General features: G+C 36.1%; 13 protein-coding genes and 1 CRISPR repeat array. Of the genes, 10 read left to right on the forward strand and 3 right to left on the reverse strand.

Features of this window, described 5'->3' with window-relative positions; translation table 11 throughout:
* The first annotated feature begins 234 nt into the window (after nucleotides 1–234).
* From cas3 to cas2, 7 genes are all read left to right on the forward strand, one after another.
* Nucleotides 235–2658, forward strand: coding sequence for a CRISPR-associated helicase Cas3' (cas3, locus tag NKG37_RS14640; RefSeq protein ID WP_254414848.1), 2424 nt, complete (start codon nucleotides 235–237; stop codon nucleotides 2656–2658).
* A gap of 249 nt (nucleotides 2659–2907) precedes the next feature.
* Nucleotides 2908–3621, forward strand: a complete 714-nt coding sequence (cas5c, locus tag NKG37_RS14645) for a type I-C CRISPR-associated protein Cas5c (RefSeq protein ID WP_254414849.1) — start codon at nucleotides 2908–2910, stop codon at nucleotides 3619–3621.
* 6 nt (nucleotides 3622–3627) lie between these two features.
* Nucleotides 3628–5535: a type I-C CRISPR-associated protein Cas8c/Csd1 gene (gene cas8c / locus NKG37_RS14650; RefSeq protein WP_254414850.1), complete on the forward strand. Its 1908-nt coding sequence runs from the start codon at nucleotides 3628–3630 to the stop codon at nucleotides 5533–5535.
* Between the two features lie 2 nt (nucleotides 5536–5537).
* Nucleotides 5538–6398 carry a type I-C CRISPR-associated protein Cas7/Csd2 gene (gene cas7c / locus NKG37_RS14655; RefSeq protein WP_254414851.1) on the forward strand — a complete coding sequence of 287 codons (861 nt, stop codon included), beginning with the start codon at nucleotides 5538–5540 and terminating at the stop codon, nucleotides 6396–6398.
* The gene (gene cas4 / locus NKG37_RS14660; protein ID WP_254414852.1) at nucleotides 6388–7047 is read left to right on the forward strand and encodes a CRISPR-associated protein Cas4; all 660 of its coding nucleotides are present in this window, start codon (nucleotides 6388–6390) and stop codon (nucleotides 7045–7047) included. Before cas7c ends, cas4 begins: the two co-directional genes overlap by 11 nt.
* Complete coding sequence (gene cas1c, locus NKG37_RS14665; RefSeq protein ID WP_254414853.1) at nucleotides 7044–8075, forward strand: type I-C CRISPR-associated endonuclease Cas1c; 1032 nt, start codon at nucleotides 7044–7046, stop codon at nucleotides 8073–8075. Before cas4 ends, cas1c begins: the two co-directional genes overlap by 4 nt.
* Nucleotides 8076–8082: 7 nt before the next feature.
* Nucleotides 8083–8373 carry a CRISPR-associated endonuclease Cas2 gene (cas2, locus tag NKG37_RS14670; protein ID WP_254414854.1) on the forward strand — a complete coding sequence of 97 codons (291 nt, stop codon included), beginning with the start codon at nucleotides 8083–8085 and terminating at the stop codon, nucleotides 8371–8373.
* Between the two features lie 157 nt (nucleotides 8374–8530).
* Nucleotides 8531–18024: a CRISPR direct-repeat array (repeat unit 32 nt; unit sequence GTCGCACTCTTTATGAGTGCGTGGATTGAAAT).
* A 45-nt stretch (nucleotides 18025–18069) separates the two neighbouring features.
* Here the strand turns inward: cas2 and NKG37_RS26115 are convergent.
* Both NKG37_RS26115 and NKG37_RS14675 read right to left on the reverse strand, forming a co-directional pair.
* On the reverse strand, nucleotides 18070–18195 hold the full coding sequence (locus tag NKG37_RS26115; protein WP_263479876.1) for a hypothetical protein: 126 nt from the start codon (nucleotides 18193–18195) through the stop codon (nucleotides 18070–18072).
* A 45-nt stretch (nucleotides 18196–18240) separates the two neighbouring features.
* Nucleotides 18241–19463 (reverse strand): IS3 family transposase gene (locus tag NKG37_RS14675; protein WP_254414855.1). Its coding sequence is split into 2 segments (ribosomal slippage): nucleotides 18241–19175 and nucleotides 19175–19463, totalling 1224 coding nucleotides; the frame shifts between segments, so codons are not numbered across the junction.
* A 655-nt stretch (nucleotides 19464–20118) separates the two neighbouring features.
* On the opposite strand from NKG37_RS14675, the gene NKG37_RS14680 reads away from it, so the two are divergent.
* From NKG37_RS14680 to NKG37_RS14690, 3 genes are all read left to right on the forward strand, one after another.
* Nucleotides 20119–20997 (forward strand): AraC family transcriptional regulator, encoded by an 879-nt coding sequence (locus NKG37_RS14680; RefSeq protein WP_254414856.1) that lies wholly within the window; start codon nucleotides 20119–20121, stop codon nucleotides 20995–20997.
* Between the two features lie 263 nt (nucleotides 20998–21260).
* Nucleotides 21261–22229 carry a carbohydrate ABC transporter permease gene (locus tag NKG37_RS14685; RefSeq protein WP_254414857.1) on the forward strand — a complete coding sequence of 323 codons (969 nt, stop codon included), beginning with the start codon at nucleotides 21261–21263 and terminating at the stop codon, nucleotides 22227–22229.
* A gap of 19 nt (nucleotides 22230–22248) precedes the next feature.
* Nucleotides 22249–23103 carry a carbohydrate ABC transporter permease gene (locus tag NKG37_RS14690; RefSeq protein ID WP_169188249.1) on the forward strand — a complete coding sequence of 285 codons (855 nt, stop codon included), beginning with the start codon at nucleotides 22249–22251 and terminating at the stop codon, nucleotides 23101–23103.
* 270 nt (nucleotides 23104–23373) lie between these two features.
* On the opposite strand, the gene NKG37_RS14695 is transcribed toward NKG37_RS14690, so the two are convergent.
* Nucleotides 23374–24813, reverse strand: a complete 1440-nt coding sequence (locus tag NKG37_RS14695; protein WP_169187685.1) for a DDE-type integrase/transposase/recombinase — start codon at nucleotides 24811–24813, stop codon at nucleotides 23374–23376.
* Nucleotides 24814–24972: the final 159 nt, after the last annotated feature.

A 24972-nucleotide genomic window follows, 5' to 3' on the forward strand; every position in this document is an offset into this window, starting at 1 on the left:
AGGTAACAATCATAAGAATAGAGAATTTGCTATTTTCTTATAGAAAGCACATCTAAAACCCTTGATAATTAGAATATTTTTTCTTTTTCTACTTTAAAACTGAACTACATATACTGACTTTTGAGATCCTTTTTTATTTATTTTTTTAAATCAATTGCGAAATAAGAGGAAAAATAGGAAAATATAGGATAAAAGTAATGGTTTTTATAATAAGAAAAAGGGAGGGTGTTTAATATGGAGTTTATTGCCCACATTAGAGAGGAAAATGGAGAAATCCAATCAGTAAAAGAACACTTACTAGCTGTTAAGCAAATCGCAGAGACTATAGGCAGAAAAATTGGTGTACCGCATATTGCTGGTCTTGCTGGTATGCTACATGATTTAGGGAAATATACAGAGGAGTTTCGAATTTATATTTGGACGGCAGTAAATGATCCAGCAAATGCTAAAAGAAGGGGAAGTGTAGACCATTCAACTGCAGGAGGAAAGTTGCTTTATGAAATGTATCATAAGGATAAAAAAATTAGTATTTTCTCTCTTTTAGCAGAAATAGTTGGAAACGCAATTATTTCTCATCATTCCTATTTAAAAGATTATATAGATTTAGAATTGAATTCGGAATTCTTAAAAAGAGTGAGGAAATCTGATTTAACGGAATTTTCTTTATCAAAAGAAAAGTTTTTTGAAAAGGTAATGAAGCAGGATGAATTCAAGCAATATGTAAATGAAGCAGCTCAAGAACTACAAGGTTTTCTCAGCAAGGATAAAAATATGTCTAATGAAGAAAAGTGTATGTTCTTAACAAAATATGTATTTAGCGCATTAGTTGATGGAGATAGAACAAATACGAGATTATTTGAAGAAAATAAGCCATACCGTCAAGAAAAGGATCACGAAATTTTATTTAAAGGTTATCACGAAAAAATTCTGGAGAAATTAAGAGAATTTCAATGTGAGGATAATAGTGATACACCAATTAATGTTTTAAGAAGAGAAATGTCTGATCAATGTGATCGATTTGGTGAAAAAGCTTCCGGTATATATACGCTATCTATACCAACCGGTGGAGGGAAGACATTAGCTAGCCTTCGATATGCTATAAAACATGCTGTTTTGCATAGAAAGAAACATATTATTTATGTCGTCCCTTTTACAACAATTATTGAACAAAATGCAGAAGAGGTAAGAAAAATATTGAATGATGATGCCAATATTCTAGAGCATCATTCCAATGTAATCGATGACAACTATGATGATGAAAATGAAGATGGAAAAATGGGTACAACGCAAAAGTTAAAACTTGCAAAAGATAATTGGGATTCACCAATTATTTTTACAACGATGGTACAATTTTTAAATGTATTTTATGCGAGTGGTACAAGAAATATAAGAAGAATGCATAATTTAGCTGAGTCAGTTATTATTTTTGACGAGGTTCAGAAAGTTCCTACGTCGTGTGTCTCTCTATTTAACCATGCATTAAATTTTTTAAAAAGTTATGGACAAAGTAGTATAGTGCTCTGTACAGCAACACAACCTGCTCTGGATTTTGTAGAGCATAAACTAGCAATAAATAAAGATGCAGAAATAATAAATCAAATCGATAAAGTAATTAAAGCATTTAAACGTGTGAACATTATTGATTTAACAAGTGAACAATCATTCGATAATGAAAGATTAGCTAGTTTCATAGAAGAAAAATTACTAGACATAACAAGCATGTTAGTGATTTTAAACACAAAAACAGTAGTTAAAAAGTTATATGAACTATTAAAGGAGAAAAGATTGGGCATTCCCATATATCATTTGAGTACCTCTATGTGCCCTTTTCATAGAAAAGAGATTCTAGAAGAAGTCAGAGGTTTATTAGAACAAAAACAAAAAGTTATCTGTATAAGTACTCAATTGATAGAGGCTGGTGTTGATGTTAGTTTTGAATGTGTTGTTCGTTCACTTGCTGGCTTAGATTCCATTGCCCAAGCTGCCGGTCGTTGTAACCGTCATGGAGAAATGGGAATAAAGCAAGTCTATGTTATTGATCATACAGAAGAAAATCTCGATAAATTGCCAGAGATAAAAATAGGTAAAGTAGAAGCAAGAACGATCTTTAAAGAAATTGCTAAAAATCCCGAAAGTTTTGGTGGGGATATTCTATCAGAGAAGGCAATGAATAGATACTTTCAAGGATTTTATCAGCAATTTTCTATGAAATTAAATTATTCTTTACCAGAGTACAATACTAATTTAGTAGATCTCTTAATGGCAGGAAGAAATCAAAATGAACAATTAAAGGGATATAATGCTACTAAAAAAGAAAAGTTTAGTCTGATGCTAAGTAATAGCTATGGAACAGCTGCAAAGTTTTTTGAGGTGATTGATCAGGTGACAACTACGGTAATTGTTCCTTATAAAGGCGGGGATGAGATTATAGCTGATTTAAATGGAGATCACTCTATTAAGGATTTAGGAGAATTGCTTCGGAGAGCACAACAATATTCTATTGGAATCTTTAGGTATGAAAAGGAACAATTAATACAGGCTAATGGATTGGTTTATTACTTAGATGGGAAGATAGCTGTTTTAAAAGAAGGATTTTACAATGAAGAGTATGGATTGGAATTAAGTGGAAAAGGGGGATATGCCAATTTGCTATTTTGAGGAGAAGGGGGCATTTTGAATTAAACGCCCCTGGAATCCTTGATCATATACTATATTTTTCAACCCACGTCTTAAAGACGACATTTTTTAAAGAAAGTATAGCACATTGGTGAAAGAAATAATATGTTCAAGAAAAATTCATATTTTTCATATAATATATTATAAATGATTATTGATTTTTCAGAAAAATACAGTAAAATCAAATTGTTGGAAATAAAATAGAATATTTTGGTAGGGGGTGAATTATTAATGAGGAATTCAATCGAATTTGAGGTGTGTGGTAATTATGCTCTTTTTACTGATCCATTAACTAAAATTGGTGGGGAGAAGATGAGTTATAGCGTTCCAAGCTATGGAAGTGTTAAGGGGATTGTGGAATCGATTTATTGGAAACCGACAATTATGTATATTGTTGATGAGATAAGAATAATGAATCCGATTCAAATGGAATCGAAAGGTATTCGCCCTATTGAATATGGTGGTGGAAATACTCTAGCTAATTACACATATCTAAAAAATCCAAGATATCAGGTAAAAGCACATTTTATTTTTAATCCTAACCGCCCAGATCTTGCCTTTGATCGTAACGAACATAAACATCATAATATTCTTAAACGTTCTCTAAAAGTTGGAGGTCGTAGAGATATCTTTTTAGGAACACGAGAATGTCAAGGCTATGTAGAACCTTGTGAATTTGGTGAAGGCAAAGGATTTTATGATGATTTAGATGAGATGCATATCGGCACAATGCTTCACGGTCTGAGTTATCCAGATGAAACAGGTTCAAAGCAACTTGAAGTGCGGTTATGGAATCCGATTGTGAGAAATGGAGTTATCCGATTTATTCGTCCAGATGAATGTACTAATATTCATCAGATTCGTGAAATGGATGTTAAACGCTTTGATGAAACAAATATTGAAACAGCAGACATACTTTGGAGTCAAATAGAGGAGGGGAGGTGACTATAAATGACTTGGATGTTAAATCTATATCAAACATATGAAGATAACTTAGATATTGTAGGAAAAAAAGAAGTTAAAAAAAACGGTAAAGAATTTACATTACTTCCAATCTCTCATACTACTCAAACTGCTCATATTGAAGTAATGATTACCGGAGATGGTGATTTTCATTCTGCGTTTTTATTAGATAAGTCGAGTGGAAATACTTTAATTCCAAGTTCAGAAAATTCCGCAAGTAGAGCTGGCTCTGTAATAGCACCATATCCTCTTCATGATAAATTACCCTATGTAGCAGGTGACTTTGTTGCATATGGAGGAAAGATAAAAAAAGAAGAGCCATTCTCTTATTATATCGCACAATTAAAAGAATGGTCGGAATCACCTTATGCTACCGATACTGTAAAATCAATTTATCAATATTTAAGTAAACGACGGTTGATAAAAGATTTAGTAGAGGAAAAAATAATTTGGTTAGATCAGAAAGGGCAATTATTTAGCAAACTAGATAAAGCAACGGAAGAATATATAGGTGAGAAACCGCAAATATTCTCTACTGTAACAGGTGGACAAGAAAGTGCATTTATAAGATTTAGTATATATTCACCTGACGCAGAATTACCTAAACCGTGGAATGATTTAGAATTATACAATTCATTTATTTCATATTACAAAGATTTACTTGGCAAGGAAGAACTATGCTATGTTACAGGTGAAATGTTACCTAGCACTGAAAAACACGCAAATAAGATTAGGAACGCTGGAGATAAAGCAAAATTAATTTCAGCAAATGATTCGAGTGGTTTTACTTATAGAGGCAGATTTTTAAAACCGACAGATGCTGTAAATATAAGCTATGAGGTATCGCAAAAAGCTCATAATGCCTTAAAATGGCTAATCAATAAGCAAGCTAAAATTATTGATCAAAGAGTTTTTCTTGTATGGGGAAGTGAAGTTCCAGATTTAATGGAAGATACATGGGCATTGATTACTGGAGAAAGTACTCAAGAAGAGGAAGAAAGTAAAGGCGGATCCTATACATTTGAGCACAGTGCTAGAGAAGTTTCCAAAGCAATAAGCGGATATGAAAGCGATTTATCATTGAATGAAAATGTGCAAATTATGGTGCTTGATTCAGCGACAACTGGAAGAATGGCTGTGTTATATTACCGCAGTATTAATAAATCTACTTATTTAGATAATTTAAAAGAATGGCATTTAACTTGCACTTGGCAGCATCGCTATCGGAAAAATAACAATGGAGAAGTTATTTCATTCTTTGGTGCACCTTCTTTAAAAGACATTGCATTTGCTGCGTATGGATCGAAAGTGAATGAAAAAGTAGTAAAAGGCATGATGGAAAGAATGCTTCCATGTATTATTGACAGACGAATCATACCTGAGGATGTTATTCGAAGTGCTTTTTATCGTGCATCTAACCCTGTTTCGATGGAGCCTTGGGAATGGGAAAAAACACTTAGTATTTGTTGTTCGTTATTTAATAAAAAAGAGGAGGGATATTCAGTGGCACTAGACAAAACAAATACTAATCGTGATTATTTATTTGGTAGGCTTTTAGCTATCGCAGATGTATTAGAAAGAAGAGCTTTAGAAGGAGATAATCGTGCGACAAATGCTCGCCGTTTTATGAGTTCGTTCGCACAGCATCCAGAAAGAACATGGTTAACTATTCAAAAAGCCCTTCAACCGTATCAAGCCCGTTTGGGAGAAAAGGTTTGGTATTATAACAAATTAATTGATGAAGTGGGTTCTATGATAAATCCAGGAGATTTTAATAATAAGCCTCTTTCTGGAAAATATCTATTAGGATTTTATAGTCAAAGGCATGATATTCTTCAGAAAAATGATAAGCAGGCAGTTACAGAAGAAATTTTAGAAGAGAAAGGGGAAATTTAGAAATGGCAAGTATAGAGAATAAAATTGATTTTGCAGTAGTACTATCTGTTACAAAGGCAAATCCAAATGGGGATCCATTAAATGGTAATAGACCCAGACAAAACTATGACGGATTTGGAGAAATTTCCGATGTAGCGATTAAACGAAAAATTCGTAATCGCTTGATAGACATGGGGGAAACTGTTTTCGTACAATCCAATGATAAAAAAGTAGATGATTTTGGTAGTTTAAGAGAAAGAGCAGATGCTAATGAAGAATTAAAGCAAGCATTAAAAGCAAAAAATAATAAAAATGAGTTGTTTGCGGAATCGGCATGCAAAGCTTGGTTTGATGTTCGTAGTTTTGGACAAGTATTCGCTTTTAAAGGAGGAACTGATAAAGGTGTGTCTGTAGGAGTAAGAGGACCGGTATCTATACACACTGCAACAAGTGTTAATCCCATTGACATAACTAGCATGCAAATAACAAAAAGTGTGAATTCCGAGCCAGGATCAACAAAAGGCTCAGATACAATGGGAATGAAACATCGAGTGGATTTTGGCGTATATGTGTTTTATGGTAGTATAAATACCCAATTAGCGGAGAAAACTGGTTTTACTCATGAAGATGCTGAAAAAATAAAAAATGTTTTAGTGACTTTGTTTGAAAATGATTCTTCTTCAGCTCGTCCGGAAGGCAGCATGGAAGTTTTAAAGGTATGCTGGTGGGAACATAATTCAAAACTTGGTCAGTATTCTTCTGCAAAAGTTCACCGTTTACTTAAAGTTACACCAAATGTTGATGAACCAAAAGAAGCTCAGCATTATAATATTAACGTAGAAGAGTTAGAAGGATTGAAAGTAGAGATTATGGATGGACTATAATGAGGAAGACCAGTATTTAATGCTTTCAGGGATACAACATTTTCTTTTCTGTAGAAGGCAATGGGCTCTAATACATATTGAACAACAATGGGAAGAAAATGTGAAAACTGTTGAAGGAAATGCATTACATAAGAAAGCGGATCAACCTTTTATTCGAGAAAAAAGAGGAGATAAACTGGTTGTCCGAGCTATGCATGTTAGATCAAATGAATTAAAAATAACGGGAATATGTGATGTGGTAGAATTTGTCCGAAGTGATGAAGGAGTAGAATTAACAAATGAAGTTGGGAAGTATCTAGCTTATCCGATCGAATATAAAAGGGGAAAGCCAAAAACAGATGAGTCAGATATTATGCAATTAACTGCCCAGGCACTCTGCTTAGAAGAGATGCTGCTTTGCGAAGTAACAGAAGGATATATCTTTTATAATGAGATAAAACATAGAGTGAGAGTTCCTATTACTAAAGAGAATAAGATGAAATTAAGAAAAATAGTTAGTGAAATGTATGAGTATTATAAAAAATCTTATACCCCAAAAGTGAAAACTGGTTCTTTCTGTAAAAGTTGTTCTCTTCAGGATCTTTGCTTGCCGAATATTATGCATAAACGTTCGGTTAAGAGTTATTTAGATGGGAGATTATTTGAATGAAGAGATTATTAAACTCGTTATATATTACTCAACCAGATGTGTATTTGTCTTTGGATGGCGATAATATAGTTTTAATACGAGATCAAGAGAAAATAGGAAGAGTACCTTTGCATAATTTGGAATCAGTTATTACGGTTGGATTTAAGGGAGCAAGCCCAGCACTTATGGGATATTGCTCTAAAAAGAATATTTCTATTGTATTTTTATCTTCTACTGGGCGATTTCTTGCTAGAGTTATTGGTGAAAGTAACGGGAATGTGATTTTGAGAAAAAAACAGTATCAAGTTTCATCAGATGAAGTTGCTTCAGCTCGAATAGCAAGAAATTTTATTGCAGGAAAAATATATAATAGTAAATGGATTTTAGAAAGAATGACAAGAGATTATCCATTAAGAATAGATGTAGCTAAATTTAAAAGTATTTCTAAACAATTGTCATCTTTAATAAGAGAAGTTAGAGAATGTGAAGATTTAGAGAGATTAAGAGGTTTAGAAGGGCAAGCAGCAATCAGTTACAATAGAGTTTTTGATGAAATGATTTTGCAACAAAAAGAAGATTTTTTCTTTCGTTCAAGGTCAAGAAGACCACCACTTGATAATGTAAACGCAATGCTATCTTTTGCGTATACGTTGCTTGCCAATGATACTGGGGCTGCCTTAGAAAGTGTCGGGTTGGATGCCTATGTCGGATTTTTACACAGAGATCGACCAGGGAGGATATCTCTAGCATTGGATGTAATGGAAGAATTAAGGGGCATATATGCTGATAAATTTGTTTTATCATTGATAAATAAAAAGATCTTTAATAAAAAAGATTTTATAAAAAAAGAAAATGGCTCGGTGTTAATGACAGATGATGCAAGAAGAAAATTTTTGACGGCTTGGCAAAGCAAAAAACAAGAAAAAATAACACATCCATACTTAGGTGAGAAAATTCAATGGGGATTAGTTCCGTATGCCCAATCCCTATTGTTAGCTAGATATTTACGTGGGGATTTGGATGAATATCCATCCTTTCTGTGGAAGTAGGTGTAAAATGCTCATCTTAATTACTTATGATGTAAGTACCACAACCAGTAGTGGGCGAAAAAGACTGAGAAAGGTAGCCAAAGTTTGTCAAAATTACGGACAAAGGGTTCAAAATTCGGTATTTGAATGTATAGTAGATGCAACTCAGTTTACTTCGCTTAAAATAGAATTAACTGGTATTATTGATCAGAATAGCGATAGTCTCCGTTTTTATCAATTAGGTAATAATTATAAAAATAAGGTAACTCATATTGGAGCAAAAGCTTCATTGGATATAGAGGGACCGTTAATATTGTAGTGCGAATTTAAAGCTAACATAAATCCACTAAGGGTTTCGCACCTTGATTTCTTTTCGTTTTTCGCTTTCTTCTTTAGCAAAGTTTTATAGTTCCTAACGTAATTAGGAAAATAGCGTTTTTTGTGTGTAAATTAACACTATATGTAAAATAAACGCTGTCGCACTCTTTATGAGTGCGTGGATTGAAATAAAGGTAAGCAATCAATTGTGGACGGTAAAGAAACGTCGCACTCTTTATGAGTGCGTGGATTGAAATCTTTAATAGCTGACCAAATAGCACTTGCTTTACTGTCGCACTCTTTATGAGTGCGTGGATTGAAATAAAGTAACGTTGCGTGATTTGTATTGGATGGCAAGTCGCACTCTTTATGAGTGCGTGGATTGAAATGGTACGATGACACCTCCCGCATTTGGTTTTCCCGTCGCACTCTTTATGAGTGCGTGGATTGAAATCATTATATACGGTTTAAAAAGATGGGCGTTTAGTGTCGCACTCTTTATGAGTGCGTGGATTGAAATGAACGACGATTTAACCCTTGCGAATAGCAAACTAGTCGCACTCTTTATGAGTGCGTGGATTGAAATAACCGTACGAGGTGTAGAATCTGTTTGACGAACGGTCGCACTCTTTATGAGTGCGTGGATTGAAATTGATGCGAAACCGTCAATAACCGTTACATGCCCCGTCGCACTCTTTATGAGTGCGTGGATTGAAATTAGTAACTTGGGTTTCGTGGGCGCGTTCCCGCTGTCGCACTCTTTATGAGTGCGTGGATTGAAATGACATCGGGAGTATTTACTAACAATCCGAATGAAGTCGCACTCTTTATGAGTGCGTGGATTGAAATATCACATAAAAGAATTAAAAGATTATCCAGAGTGTCGCACTCTTTATGAGTGCGTGGATTGAAATATGAAAGGGGGGTAACGGATGGCAGTTCCTACAGCGTCGCACTCTTTATGAGTGCGTGGATTGAAATATATGATTACATCGACTAAAGAAGATACTATGGAATGTCGCACTCTTTATGAGTGCGTGGATTGAAATTATGATAGATATAAACGTGATCCAGAGACTCGAAGTCGCACTCTTTATGAGTGCGTGGATTGAAATAAGAAGAAATAACGAAAGTAGCAAGGCAAGCATACGTCGCACTCTTTATGAGTGCGTGGATTGAAATATCCAAAATATTAGATACCACCATCCGCGCTAATCGTCGCACTCTTTATGAGTGCGTGGATTGAAATTATCTATGCAAACAGTTAATAAAGAACTGGAAAACGTCGCACTCTTTATGAGTGCGTGGATTGAAATTGTAACGTCCATACAAGCTTTTTCTACCATGTCCATGTCGCACTCTTTATGAGTGCGTGGATTGAAATTTTTATGGATTCTGATAAGGTATACAGCTTTTTAGAGTCGCACTCTTTATGAGTGCGTGGATTGAAATCGTAAGGTACATATATTCATCAGCGTCACAAAAGTCGCACTCTTTATGAGTGCGTGGATTGAAATAACTAAAAGTGCTGACAGAACTTAGCAAACTTAAGTCGCACTCTTTATGAGTGCGTGGATTGAAATCAAGTGAACTTGTGAGTAAGGAAATCTTGATTAGTCGCACTCTTTATGAGTGCGTGGATTGAAATTCAAAACTGTAAGATGATAGACCATGACACTATTGTCGCACTCTTTATGAGTGCGTGGATTGAAATATAACGGTATCAAGTGCTAATGATGTAGCGACTAGTCGCACTCTTTATGAGTGCGTGGATTGAAATAACAGAAAGGTATCCGACAAGTATATGGGATATACCGTCGCACTCTTTATGAGTGCGTGGATTGAAATTCATCCCAAATGTATGAGGAAAACTCTCGAAAGTCGCACTCTTTATGAGTGCGTGGATTGAAATTCTTGAGAATTAGCAGGAGTACTTCCGTCGTCCTGTCGCACTCTTTATGAGTGCGTGGATTGAAATCAAACTGAGACACACTATGCTTTACCACTAATTTGTCGCACTCTTTATGAGTGCGTGGATTGAAATAAGAACTAGCAAAAGGTTTTAATGATGCTGTAGGTCGCACTCTTTATGAGTGCGTGGATTGAAATATTTTAGAATCGTAATTTTGATAAAGTTTAATCGTCGCACTCTTTATGAGTGCGTGGATTGAAATATACCATCGTTCCAAGCCTTTTGACCTTTTTTAGTCGCACTCTTTATGAGTGCGTGGATTGAAATTATTTGTACATAATCTCCAAAATCAATGTCATTTGGTCGCACTCTTTATGAGTGCGTGGATTGAAATCCCAAGATACCTAAGTATAAGGGCTTGTCTTTCTCGTCGCACTCTTTATGAGTGCGTGGATTGAAATAAATTGCTGCATTAAAAAACAATGATATGAAAGAGTCGCACTCTTTATGAGTGCGTGGATTGAAATATAGAGATGACCAAAATAATCCTCATGCCCATGTGTCGCACTCTTTATGAGTGCGTGGATTGAAATATTGCTACTGTTGTAGAACCTGCCCCTTGCCACAGTCGCACTCTTTATGAGTGCGTGGATTGAAATGGTATCAGTAGCATTAATAACTAATTTGTAATTGTCGCACTCTTTATGAGTGCGTGGATTGAAATATCAGATAAACAAAAACTGAATCTAATCCTAACCGTCGCACTCTTTATGAGTGCGTGGATTGAAATCCGAACAAATAAAAAAGCGCACTTCCCCCTAAAACGTCGCACTCTTTATGAGTGCGTGGATTGAAATACTTTCGAATAATGCTCGTAGCTGGTTAAAGGTGTCGCACTCTTTATGAGTGCGTGGATTGAAATGTACCACATTTTTGGTGATCGAATAAAAGAAAGGTAAATGTCGCACTCTTTATGAGTGCGTGGATTGAAATGTACCTTATGCCGACGGAGCAGAGGGAACCTTCCGTCGCACTCTTTATGAGTGCGTGGATTGAAATTATATTTTACCTTATAAACCTAACCGGATAAGGATGTCGCACTCTTTATGAGTGCGTGGATTGAAATAACAACATCTTTTATACCATGCCCACGTTCATCAGTCGCACTCTTTATGAGTGCGTGGATTGAAATGAACAACGATTTTAAAGGATGATCGGGAACCGAAGTCGCACTCTTTATGAGTGCGTGGATTGAAATCGACTACCGAAAACATTAAATTTCATGAGAAAGTGTCGCACTCTTTATGAGTGCGTGGATTGAAATAAGAAAAATATAAAATACAATTCGTCTCCAGCTTGTCGCACTCTTTATGAGTGCGTGGATTGAAATATAATCTACTTTGGATACTTAAACAACGAGCGAAGTCGCACTCTTTATGAGTGCGTGGATTGAAATTCATCGATTTAGGAGAGCGAGATATCGAGTTAATGTCGCACTCTTTATGAGTGCGTGGATTGAAATATCATATCTCTAGGATGTGATCTAAATATGCAAAAGTCGCACTCTTTATGAGTGCGTGGATTGAAATTTTCGCTTTTTCGTTATTTTGCAGCATCCAATAGAGTCGCACTCTTTATGAGTGCGTGGATTGAAATAAGAAATAGCTTTGTCGTGCTATGTGACTATAATAGTCGCACTCTTTATGAGTGCGTGGATTGAAATAAATTCTAGTTAAAATAATTGGTTTTTCTTTCTTGTCGCACTCTTTATGAGTGCGTGGATTGAAATAAAACTACGTATTTCATCCTTTACCCCTCCTTTGTGTCGCACTCTTTATGAGTGCGTGGATTGAAATATAATCTCGATTATATTCAAACGTAACATTCCAGTCGCACTCTTTATGAGTGCGTGGATTGAAATAATAAACGGGAATCCAACAAATCAATATAAAACGTCGCACTCTTTATGAGTGCGTGGATTGAAATCGATTGGAAGAAACGAGAATACTTATATGAAGATGTCGCACTCTTTATGAGTGCGTGGATTGAAATTATTATTAAGTGTACTAAATCGTCACCTATTCCAGTCGCACTCTTTATGAGTGCGTGGATTGAAATCATAAAAATGTAAACTATGCCCCCCTATATTCACCGTCGCACTCTTTATGAGTGCGTGGATTGAAATAAGTTATAATTTAATTGAATGGGTAAAAGAAATATCGTCGCACTCTTTATGAGTGCGTGGATTGAAATTTACTAGGATACCTTGTCATATTTATCTCTCCTTGTCGCACTCTTTATGAGTGCGTGGATTGAAATCTATCTCAAATGGTATACTTTACTTAAAGAGACGTCGCACTCTTTATGAGTGCGTGGATTGAAATAGCACCTATTCAGAAGCCTATAGTCACGCTCTAAGTCGCACTCTTTATGAGTGCGTGGATTGAAATAAATGGTAATCCGAAATAAGCACAAACAAATTTATTGTCGCACTCTTTATGAGTGCGTGGATTGAAATGACAATAAAGTTATGATTTCGACAATAAAAGACAGTCGCACTCTTTATGAGTGCGTGGATTGAAATAGTGCAAATACTAGGCATCTTATTTACTCCTTTGGTCGCACTCTTTATGAGTGCGTGGATTGAAATTGAATAAACGATGGGAACGAAATCTACATAATATAGTCGCACTCTTTATGAGTGCGTGGATTGAAATCCAAGGGGTCATCAGAAGTGAATTATGACTATGAGTCGCACTCTTTATGAGTGCGTGGATTGAAATACACTAGGTACTACATCTATATTTGAATTATCAGTCGCACTCTTTATGAGTGCGTGGATTGAAATATTAGAAAAGGAGATTTAAAAATGAGTAAATATTGTCGCACTCTTTATGAGTGCGTGGATTGAAATGACTTATCCGTAATCTAATTTCACCAACAGAACGTCGCACTCTTTATGAGTGCGTGGATTGAAATTCCGTTCCACCATAAACCTTGTGAGTAGAGAAAGTCGCACTCTTTATGAGTGCGTGGATTGAAATAAGCATTTAACGCAATGGAAGAAGAACTAAGAAAAGTCGCACTCTTTATGAGTGCGTGGATTGAAATTCACTCATGCAAAGTAAACACCCCTTTTTAGCTGTCGCACTCTTTATGAGTGCGTGGATTGAAATCATTTGGTCACTATCTAATAGAGTTTCTATAATGTCGCACTCTTTATGAGTGCGTGGATTGAAATTAGGAGCACAAATAATAATATAGGGATTTACAAGTCGCACTCTTTATGAGTGCGTGGATTGAAATAAGAACAGTTTGTAGATAAAGGTATGATTGCCGATGTCGCACTCTTTATGAGTGCGTGGATTGAAATTGATAGGAAAGAACGCTTTGTACTATGTCCAAACGTCGCACTCTTTATGAGTGCGTGGATTGAAATAAAGTAAAACAAAAAGAACGAGAGTTTGAAAAAGGTCGCACTCTTTATGAGTGCGTGGATTGAAATTCATTACCCTAAAGGTTTAAGAGTTGCCATAAAGGTCGCACTCTTTATGAGTGCGTGGATTGAAATTCTTATTATTGGTTTATCAGTACCTAATATTTCTGTCGCACTCTTTATGAGTGCGTGGATTGAAATAAAATAAATGGTCAATTTGTAAAACAAGAAGAAGAGGTCGCACTCTTTATGAGTGCGTGGATTGAAATTCCAACGTTAAAGCTGATATATGACCACCAAAAAGTCGCACTCTTTATGAGTGCGTGGATTGAAATACAGATAGAACCTTCTATTTATATAGATGGAAAAGTCGCACTCTTTATGAGTGCGTGGATTGAAATTGTTAAAGATGGTACTAATGGAGAAGTAAAAGAATGTCGCACTCTTTATGAGTGCGTGGATTGAAATTTATTGGGATTACGGTACTCGCCTTGTGTATATTGTCGCACTCTTTATGAGTGCGTGGATTGAAATTCAAAACAGAAGAAAAATAGAATCAGTCCATCAAGGTCGCACTCTTTATGAGTGCGTGGATTGAAATATGCTCCTTATCAGTATGAATTGACCACTATTATGTCGCACTCTTTATGAGTGCGTGGATTGAAATCAAATCACCATCTGCTTTAATTTGGATCCGTGCACGTCGCACTCTTTATGAGTGCGTGGATTGAAATGCTACCGATAAATGATCTTTCTGCTGCAACTAGTAATCTAGTCGCACTCTTTATGAGTGCGTGGATTGAAATAGTTACAGTCGAACACGATAGACGAAATTTTGTTTCGTCGCACTCTTTATGAGTGCGTGGATTGAAATTCTAGTTTTACTTTAGATGGTAAAGACAGTGTTGTCGCACTCTTTATGAGTGCGTGGATTGAAATCAAATTATTTCAATGCCCCCCCTATCAATAAGTGGTCGCACTCTTTATGAGTGCGTGGATTGAAATCTACTACTACATAAACGCCTCTTCGCTGGATCCAGTCGCACTCTTTATGAGTGCGTGGATTGAAATTTATCGCTGATGAAGTTATTAATGAATATGTAGGGTCGCACTCTTTATGAGTGCGTGGATTGAAATGTTTGATAAACAATTTATTGAGCATTCCTATGCGGTCGCACTCTTTATGAGTGCGTGGATTGAAATAAAAAAATGCCGAAGAATGTAGACATAGATTTAGGTCGCACTCTTTATGAGTGCGTGGATTGAAATTACTGATAAATACGAAATAGAAGCCAACCTCTTTGTCGCACTCTTTATGAGTGCGTGGATTGAAATATACTCGAACGAATCGACCTCGTAATTGCTGCGTTGTCGCACTCTTTATGAGTGCGTGGATTGAAATCATGAGACGAATTTCTAAGGAAACTAATCTGAAGGTCGCACTCTTTATGAGTGCGTGGATTGAAATTAAGGTCGCTATAGACGATGTAGGAGCAGAAGAACGTCGCACTCTTTATGAGTGCGTGGATTGAAATTTTCAAGCAGGGACATACAGCTATCAGGATAGGGTCGCACTCTTTATGAGTGCGTGGATTGAAATCGTAAGAATAACTATTCGAATGTAGTTGATACAGTCGCACTCTTTATGAGTGCGTGGATTGAAATAATTAGAAAATATCATAATCACTAAGGAGGATTTAGTCGCACTCTTTATGAGTGCGTGGATTGAAATTCCCTAACATTTGTATAAAGGAAATCTTATCCCGTCGCACTCTTTATGAGTGCGTGGATTGAAATCATAAAAATGTAAACTATGCCCCCTATATTTACGTCGCACTCTTTATGAGTGCGTGGATTGAAATAAGCCAGTAGTCCAAGCACTATCTACATATGTTGTCGCACTCTTTATGAGTGCGTGGATTGAAATTTAAAAGTAGTTTTAAGTAATAGGTGGTTAAATGGAGTCGCACTCTTTATGAGTGCGTGGATTGAAATAATTCCTCAATTTGTTGCATATACTTTTGTTTTGTCGCACTCTTTATGAGTGCGTGGATTGAAATATCAAAGAATATTCAATTCAAGAAGATGGAAAAATGTCGCACTCTTTATGAGTGCGTGGATTGAAATCAAAAACAGTGGTTATGGCACTCATGTTTACTATGTCGCACTCTTTATGAGTGCGTGGATTGAAATCTACTGGAGATCGTTTGCTTTATGTATGTAATAGTCGCACTCTTTATGAGTGCGTGGATTGAAATCTGATATCCACCAGATCATTTCCTCACCTTCTTTGTCGCACTCTTTATGAGTGCGTGGATTGAAATTAATCGCATATTAGGAATTGACTTAGGTATCTCGTCGCACTCTTTATGAGTGCGTGGATTGAAATCTTCGAGAATGTAGAAACTGTGGAATGAAGAAGTCGCACTCTTTATGAGTGCGTGGATTGAAATTTGTTGTCTAATAGCCCCATGCATTAATTTCTCCCGTCGCACTCTTTATGAGTGCGTGGATTGAAATTCTAACACGTTAATCATTTTAGAAATGTCCAACTGGTCGCACTCTTTATGAGTGCGTGGATTGAAATTAGTGAAGGTACTTATTTTGCATCTGGATATCCGTCGCACTCTTTATGAGTGCGTGGATTGAAATTCTCAAACTAACAAACACTAATACTAAGATTATGGTCGCACTCTTTATGAGTGCGTGGATTGAAATTACAAACCCAATTTGATTATTTACAGTTTCCATGTCGCACTCTTTATGAGTGCGTGGATTGAAATTCCGAGTACCCTTTTATTCTTCCAAAACACATTGTTGTCGCACTCTTTATGAGTGCGTGGATTGAAATAACAATTAAAGATTCATTCGATACATTAACATCAGTCGCACTCTTTATGAGTGCGTGGATTGAAATATCATCCACAGCAGCATTAATAGCAACTTTAAATAGTCGCACTCTTTATGAGTGCGTGGATTGAAATAAAAGGACAAGAAACCAAAAAAGCAGAGAAAGAGGTCGCACTCTTTATGAGTGCGTGGATTGAAATTCTTGTAACAGTGCTATTGTCATCGCGAATAACTGTCGCACTCTTTATGAGTGCGTGGATTGAAATCAAAAATCTTTATCGATCCACCAACTATCGAACCGGTCGCACTCTTTATGAGTGCGTGGATTGAAATTTACTGGTGCAGATATTGCGATAGATGTTTATGAGCGTCGCACTCTTTATGAGTGCGTGGATTGAAATAACTACAAGACAAAGGCTTAATGATCTATACAAACGTCGCACTCTTTATGAGTGCGTGGATTGAAATCAAAAGCAAGTGCTAATCCGGGGTTTCGTATTGTGTCGCACTCTTTATGAGTGCGTGGATTGAAATATATTATTTTTCGTCTCCTACTTATTTAAAAATTGTCGCACTCTTTATGAGTGCGTGGATTGAAATAAAAATCGAATTTCGAAAGATGGCATTTAGAAGGTCGCACTCTTTATGAGTGCGTGGATTGAAATATTGTATGATTGTACTGATTTACCTTTATCAACGTCGCACTCTTTATGAGTGCGTGGATTGAAATCCTTAACAAACCCGACAAGGTGAGCCACCTTGGGTCGCACTCTTTATGAGTGCGTGGATTGAAATGTCAATGGTTGCGATGAGGGAAGGAGGTTATATGTCGCACTCTTTATGAGTGCGTGGATTGAAATCCTACAACCTTGACCAGTGATTTCTAAGTGATACAGTCGCACTCTTTATGAGTGCGTGGATTGAAATAGCAAAAACTTATTAGAAAAAGGATTAAGATAACGTCGCACTCTTTATGAGTGCGTGGATTGAAATAACAAGCTCATAACAAGCTTGTAAAGCTCTTTTATGTCGCACTCTTTATGAGTGCGTGGATTGAAATTTTAGAAATGATAACAAATGAAGAGTTTGTTGAAGTCGCACTCTTTATGAGTGCGTGGATTGAAATTTAACAAAGAGGTTACGGTAGTGTCTCCTGTTTGTCGCACTCTTTATGAGTGCGTGGATTGAAATATAATTCACCCCTGTTAAAAAATGCCCCACCCTGTCGCACTCTTTATGAGTGCGTGGATTGAAATAAGAATCCCCTCTGCTACCAAATCCTTTTTGTTGTCGCACTCTTTATGAGTGCGTGGATTGAAATGTAAAAAAAACATAAGAATCAGAAGATGTTTCAGTCGCACTCTTTATGAGTGCGTGGATTGAAATATGTGCTAAACTCAAATTATTACTAATCAATTCACCGTCGCACTCTTTATCGGATTAACCCCCGAATTTTGGACAATAACTCTCTTATTCTTTCATTTCCTCAGTTTTTTATTTTATAGATTTCTTTCATTATTCTTCAAAAAGGCCATGTTGCTTGACATGGAGCCTCTGCGGGCATGATTCTCCTGCCAAGAAGCCAGCTGTTTTACAACATTGGCATCGCCGAACGAGGCTATCATGCCCGCCACTCCAAATCAAGCTGATGCTTTGAATGAATACATCCATTACACTCGAACCTCCTTGATCACCAATGAATCTTGTTTTTGATAGAATTCCTTTGGTGACAAATCTAGTATACTAGAATGCATACGTCTCTCGTTGTAGAACTCCATAAAATTCATGACTTCTTGATATGCTTCTGTGTAGGTTTCAAACTGCCATCTGGATAGGCAATCGTCCTCAAAAATGCGATGGAAAGACTCAATATGAGCATTCATATTTGGTGTTCTTGGTGGAATTCTTTCGTGCTCAATTTTGGAATCTTCACAAAACTTTTCAAAAGTATGGGAAATAAACTGCGGTCCATTGTCTGTTCGGATTACAGGTTTTTCCAATTCATCATATTGTTGGCGTTTTAATAATGCCCTTTTCAGTGTCTGTTTGACATCATCTCCAGTGCAGCTTAATCCCATATGATAGGTAATGATGCCCCTGTCATAAACATCGATGATGGACATGACAAAGAAAAAGCGATCCTCACCTTCGATAAAGCCATATTTAATGTCAGCTTCCCATAGCTGATTAGATCTTGTAATAATGCGATTTCTTGCTAGTTTCCTAGGGTATGAGACTTTCTTTTGGCGCTGTGGGCGTAAGATGCCCAATTCTTTACAAATCCGGTATACTTTTTTCTTGTTAATTTTAAGTTTGTATTTTCGCCTTAAGACCTTAGTGAGTTTGCGATAACCATAGTTATAGCAATCACCGGCAATCTCTTCTATTAGAAATTCTTTAATCTGTTCGTCTGATATCTTTTGACCGTCCTCTTGGATCGAATAACCTGGTGCTGGACGTCCCTCACTTACTTTTTTCTCCTCAACACGATAATTCTTTTGATAATAGTATGTGGATCGAGGAATACCTATGATTTTAAGCACCTTTGAAATCGAGTAGCCTTTTTGAATCCATTTGTTAGCTACTTCATGCTTTTCAGCAAGTGAGGGTTTTTCTTTTTTATAAGATCCCTCAGGATCGCTATTTCAAGGTCTTTTTCACCTAATAACATTTTAAGTTTTTCATTTTCTTTGGATAATTCTTTGGAGTCTATATCTGGCAGCACAGCCACATCTACTTCACCAAATTTACCATCTTTGTATTCACGAACCCAGCGACTAACCATATTGGGATTCAGATCATACCGGCGAGCTACAAGGGTATTCTTCCCTGTGTCTTGGGCTTCCTTGATGACTTGTAATTTAAATTCTTTAGAATGTTTTATTCGTTTCATGATGTCAGCCTCCTTGGTACATTAAGCAGTATAATAAATATTACTCTTATTGTCCAAGTTCATTTTGGGGCTTATGAGTGGATTGAAATATAAGTACGCTAGAAACAATCGTAGGACTGGTTTTGTCGCACTCTTTATGAGTGCGTGGATTGAAATCATTGTCTTACTATAAATCTCTAAGAATTTTTCGTCGCACTCTTTATGAGTGAGACGCTCTTAATGTTAGTAATCTTGATGCTGGACTAAAAAGTAGACACAGATTTTTTATAATAAAGATATCCAGTATAATGAGGCATATTTAAATAGTATACGCAGGGTACTGGGGATTTTCAAGTGCTGCTGCAAAACGTAAGGAGATATAAAGATACACATTCAAGAGTACATTTTATCTAAACGCAATAGAAATAAAGGAGAATTTGTTACAATGACTTCTAAACCGTCTAAGTGAAACGAGTGATACAATTTATGATTATTCGTTTTAACCAATTGAAATCATTATTTTTGTAATTTTAAAAGGTTACTATCATAAGAATAGAGAATAAATAAGAGAAAAAATCAAAAGGTGAAATAATTTATAGACAAGGGTATGTCTTTCGTTATTAGCAAGTTATATTTTGACCATTTATGAAACCGCTTTAAAAAGGGGGAGTTAGAGATGACGGAAAAAATAATCGCTGCTTATCATTTAATGGATAAGGTGGAGAGCTATGAAGATTTTAGTTACCACTCTCATGATAGGTATGAAATATACTACTTTCATGGCGGGGAATGTAAATATTTAATTGGAGACCGTATTTATCGTTTACAAGAAGATGATTTAATTATTATGAATGGATTAACGTTGCATCGCGCTTATCCTGAACCAGGAATTCCTTATGAGCGAAGTGTTATTGAGTTCTCTTCTGAATGGTTGCGACCGGTTTTGAATAATTTAAATGTTCCAGAATTGTTATCTCCTTTTAACCAATTAAGCAATACTTTATTCCATATAAAAGACAAAGAAAAATCTGCTGAAGTAAAAGTGTTAATAAAGAAAATGGCGGAGAAATTGAAAAGCTCTAAGCAAGAAAATATAGTCGAAAATCGATTTCAAATTGGTGAATTAACAAGTATGCTGATGCAGCTTTTATTTAGGGTTTATGAGTTAAGTAAGCAGCAGCTTGAACATAATTTTCATGCTGAATCTGATAAAAATATTCATGTCAAAAAAATGATTGAATGGATTGATACACATTTCTGTGAGCCTATCACATTGGATGATATTGCTCATCATTTAAATATTAGCAAGTATTATATGTCGAGAATTTTTAAAGATGTAACAGGATATACAATTATGCAATATATCATGAGCTGTCGAATAAACCGTGCCAAATATTTACTGGAGATCCATCCAGACAAATCGATTCTTGAAGTATCTCTCGAATCAGGATTTGAAGATTCCTCACATTTCAGTCGTTTTTTTCGAAAACAAATGAAACTAACTCCTACAGAATACCGTAATAGCACAGCAATTCGTATGAAAAACACGAATTAAGCTAATTCGCCCACAATGTCTCTACATAATATGATTATTTAAAAGAGCAATAAAAAACAATTTCTTCTTCAGATTACACAATTCTATCCACGTTAAAAATAGATAACTTTCATACAATGGAATCAGAAGGGAACATAACCATTTTACTTCGTTAGGGAATCTAATTAGTTTGTTTATAGAATGGGTGAGCGAGATAAATAGGTAATTATCTCGTGAATATTTCTATAAAATTGAAAGCGTTGTCATAATTAGGAAAAGTAAAAATGAATCCATTAGGGAAAGGAGAATTTATGGAAAACAATCATGTTTCGACGACGGAAGCAAGTGTGAAAACCAGGGTTTACATGGAGTCAACTAGGAAGAAAAAGAAAAAAAGAACCACACAATGGACATGGTATATTTTCTTAATTCCTAGTTTTTTAGGGATTTTGTTATTTATGGTTTATCCAGTTTTAGAATCATTTAGATTAAGCTTTTTCAAATCGAATGGTACAATTGAAACTTTTACTGGCCTAAATAATTTTCGTACTGTTTTAACATCAGGACCTTTTTGGAATGCTGTGTGGAACACTTTCTTTATCGGAATATTTCAAGTTATAATTACGATTCCATTAGGCTTCATTTTTGCTACCTTAATTAACTCTGTTGGCAAAGGGAAGAACTTCTTTAAAGTCATCTACTTCTTGCCAAATGTTACTTCCATTGTTGCTGCAGCAATGATCTTTCAATTTGTCTTACATCCGGAAATGGGAATTGTTAATTTTGCGCTAGATTCCATCGGATTGCCAACGCCAGGTTGGTTTTCTGAACCTAGCACTTCTAAATGGGGAGTTATCTTGCTGGCTGTTTGGCATTGGATTGGTTTTGTTATCATTATATGTCTTGCTAACCTTCAAGCAATCCCATCTGAAATGTATGAAGCAGCTAAAATTGACGGAGCTAGTGGATTTCAACAATGGCTGTTTATTACGATTCCTAATATGACAGGAACCTTTGCTTTTCTACTGATTACTGGTTGGATTGGAGCCCTGCAACGTTTTAATGAGGTCTATGTAATTGGGGGGCCAAATGGAAGTCCTGCTCGTTCTATCCAAACGATGGGAGCATTTATATATGAGCGTGGCTTTACGGGGTTTGAATTTGGAATCGCGTCAGCTGCCACCTATATTATGTTTATTATTATTTTAATATTTACGTTTATCAACTTAAAAATGTCAAAAATGAAAATCTAACTTAGTGGGGAGGGAGACGATGAAAAATACGATCTCAATGAAAAAGTTGGAGAGAATGACATCCGTTATTAAATATTTTGTTTTATTCTTTTTTGGGATTGTTTTAATGGCTCCATTTGTATGGATGATTAGCGTAGGGTTTGATCGAACTGCTAATATAGTCATGCCTTTTCCACCAAGGTTAATACCAGAGGCTATTTCATCTTTTAACTATGGCATCGTTTTTGAAAATGGGAGACTTATCCAGTCTTATATAAATTCCGCCATTGTTACTGTAAGTTCTGTCTTTTTGAGTGTATCTGCTTCTTTGTTGGCGGGGTATGCATTTTCAAAAGGAAAATTCAAGGGAAAAAGAATTTTGTTTGTGATTGTCCTTTGTACATTAATGATTCCAATGGAGCCACGGTTAATTCCTTTATATACTTTTTTCAATAAACTTGGTCTATTAAATACTTTTTGGCCATTAATTCTTCCATCTATTATTAGTGGAATGCTTATTTTTCTATGTAAACAGTTTTTTGACCAGCTGCCAGATACATTAAGAGAGGCGGCACAAATCGACGGAGCTGGAGAATTCAAAATTTTCTTCCGTGTGTATTTGCCACTGGCAGGTCCAATAGCAGCGACGATGGTCATTTTGTCCTTCATATGGAGCTGGAATGATTTTATGTGGCCATTAGTTGTTATTAATGATTTAAATTTACAAACGATTCCTCTTTATTTAGCAAGTTTCTCGCTGGAAAATGGCTCTAGTCTAGGTGGTTTAACAATGGCTCTAGCAACAGTAAGTGTATTACCAATTGTCATCGTGTATTTGTTCTTGCAAAAATACATTATCCAAAGTATTGCATTAAGTGGAGTTAAAGGAGAGTAGGAGATTTTAAATAAGGTAGTGTCAAAAGATTTATGAAAACTACCTAAAGGGTTAGTTTCTCTCCTATTTACTGGATGGAGATGCGCCGCAATCGCTCTTGACAAACACGCCAATGGTTTGAGGATTGTTTAACAAGGGCGAAGGGAACAAAAGAAGGCATACCAAATAAGCCCTTGGTTGTTTCCATTTTAAACCATTGGCAAGTTCGGTTTGTCAAGAGTTCGCTCCGCCGATTGCTGAATTAGCTTAAGGGCTCAGCTAAACAAAAAGTTAGGCTTGTCTTTGTTCTACTATCCATTGTTGTGCTAATCCAATGAGCTTTGTCCAACGTGCTGGCATTGTTGGAAGCCCCTTGAGTTCTGGATTCACTACGGGCACTTTTCCTTCTAAGGCGGCATGCGGACGCAAAAAGTTAAAGTAGGCCGTAAATAAGGTGACGTATGAAATGGAACCATGTTCAGAGCCGAATCCATGAGTGGAGCGATAATTGCCCTTAAAGGTGCGGTTAAGTCTCTCAATTATTTGTTTCAGTGGTCTATATTCGGTCGAAACAGGGTCCTCATTGGTTAATCCAATGACCTGCTTCACATCGAATGAAATCCCATGTTGAGCGAAGAAATGTTGGGCTAAAAGATAGATTGGATTCCCGTCTACCACAAAGGTCAGATTTTCTGGAATCTCTTTCATCTTGATTAAGACCTCATCAATTGCTCGAATGGCTGTTGCTGTGTCTCGATTAGGCGACACCGGATACGAAAGAATAATCTTTTTCACGGCGTCAAAAAAGAAAAATAAATAATGCCATCGACCGTTTACTCTGATATACGTTTCATCACCGCAGAATTGGTCTGAAAGTTCATAGGGATAGTGATCCACATAAGGTTTAAGTAATAAAGCTACGCTATTTTCGTAGTTCAATACAGTCTGATGTGAAATCATCACTCCGTGTACGTCCTGCATAATCGCAGCTGTTTTACGGGCCGAAAGGCCATAGTTTACATGATAGGTTAGGATTAATCCTAATGTATGTGGTGATGCATAAATCTTTGATAAGTCAACGGCCGGCAGTTCTGGTGATTCCTTGGATAACGGCTGGAAATCGATATGAAACTGACGGAAAATGTATCTTAATTTAAATGCTTGAGGGTCCTTTTTGAACCTTTTCTTTTCTTTTGAAGTCATCCCATTGAGCTTCTTTTGATAATAAGAACAGTCATTGTTCTTGCACTTAAACACGTGAAAATCTTTTCTTTCTTTTATTTTCTCGAGAGTTTTGGAACAATGAGGACACTTCAGGATGGCTTCCTTAGAATAACGGTTCTTTTCACTGAAGAGCTCTGTACACACCTTGCATTGATACTGGCCTTTATCTCCATTGTTGGCATAAAGATAATCTGATGGAGCACCACACTTTGGGCAGTTCATGGATTTAGGTACGGAAACTTTTGCATTCTTACGCCTTTGAACAGGTTTAAGTGGTTTCCCGTTCTTCTCTAGATATTCACTAAGAAGAACTCGATAATCAAGCTGTTCCAGAACTTCAATGACCGGAAGGTCGTCCACTTGAAGTTTTCGATATGGTTTATTTACTGGCTGTTCAGTAGGCTTATCAAACATACTCTTACCAATCAATAAAGTAAGCAATGTTCGAATTAGTTGTTCTTGATAGTTTATAAAAGTTAATAAATAGGTTATAATTTGAGGGTACAAATTGTCACTTCCTTTTCTAGGTTGTTGAGAGTGTCGTAACCTCAATTATCCTTAGAATTCAGGGGGTGGCAATTTTTTTGCTTATAAAGCCCTCTCAGATAGGATTTAATAACCTATTTACTATAAAAGTTTTGACAATACGTTAAATAAATAGGGGGT

The sequence above is a fragment of the Niallia sp. RD1 genome (assembly GCF_024219955.1).
Taxonomy (GTDB): Bacteria; Bacillota; Bacilli; order Bacillales; family Cytobacillaceae; genus Niallia; species Niallia alba.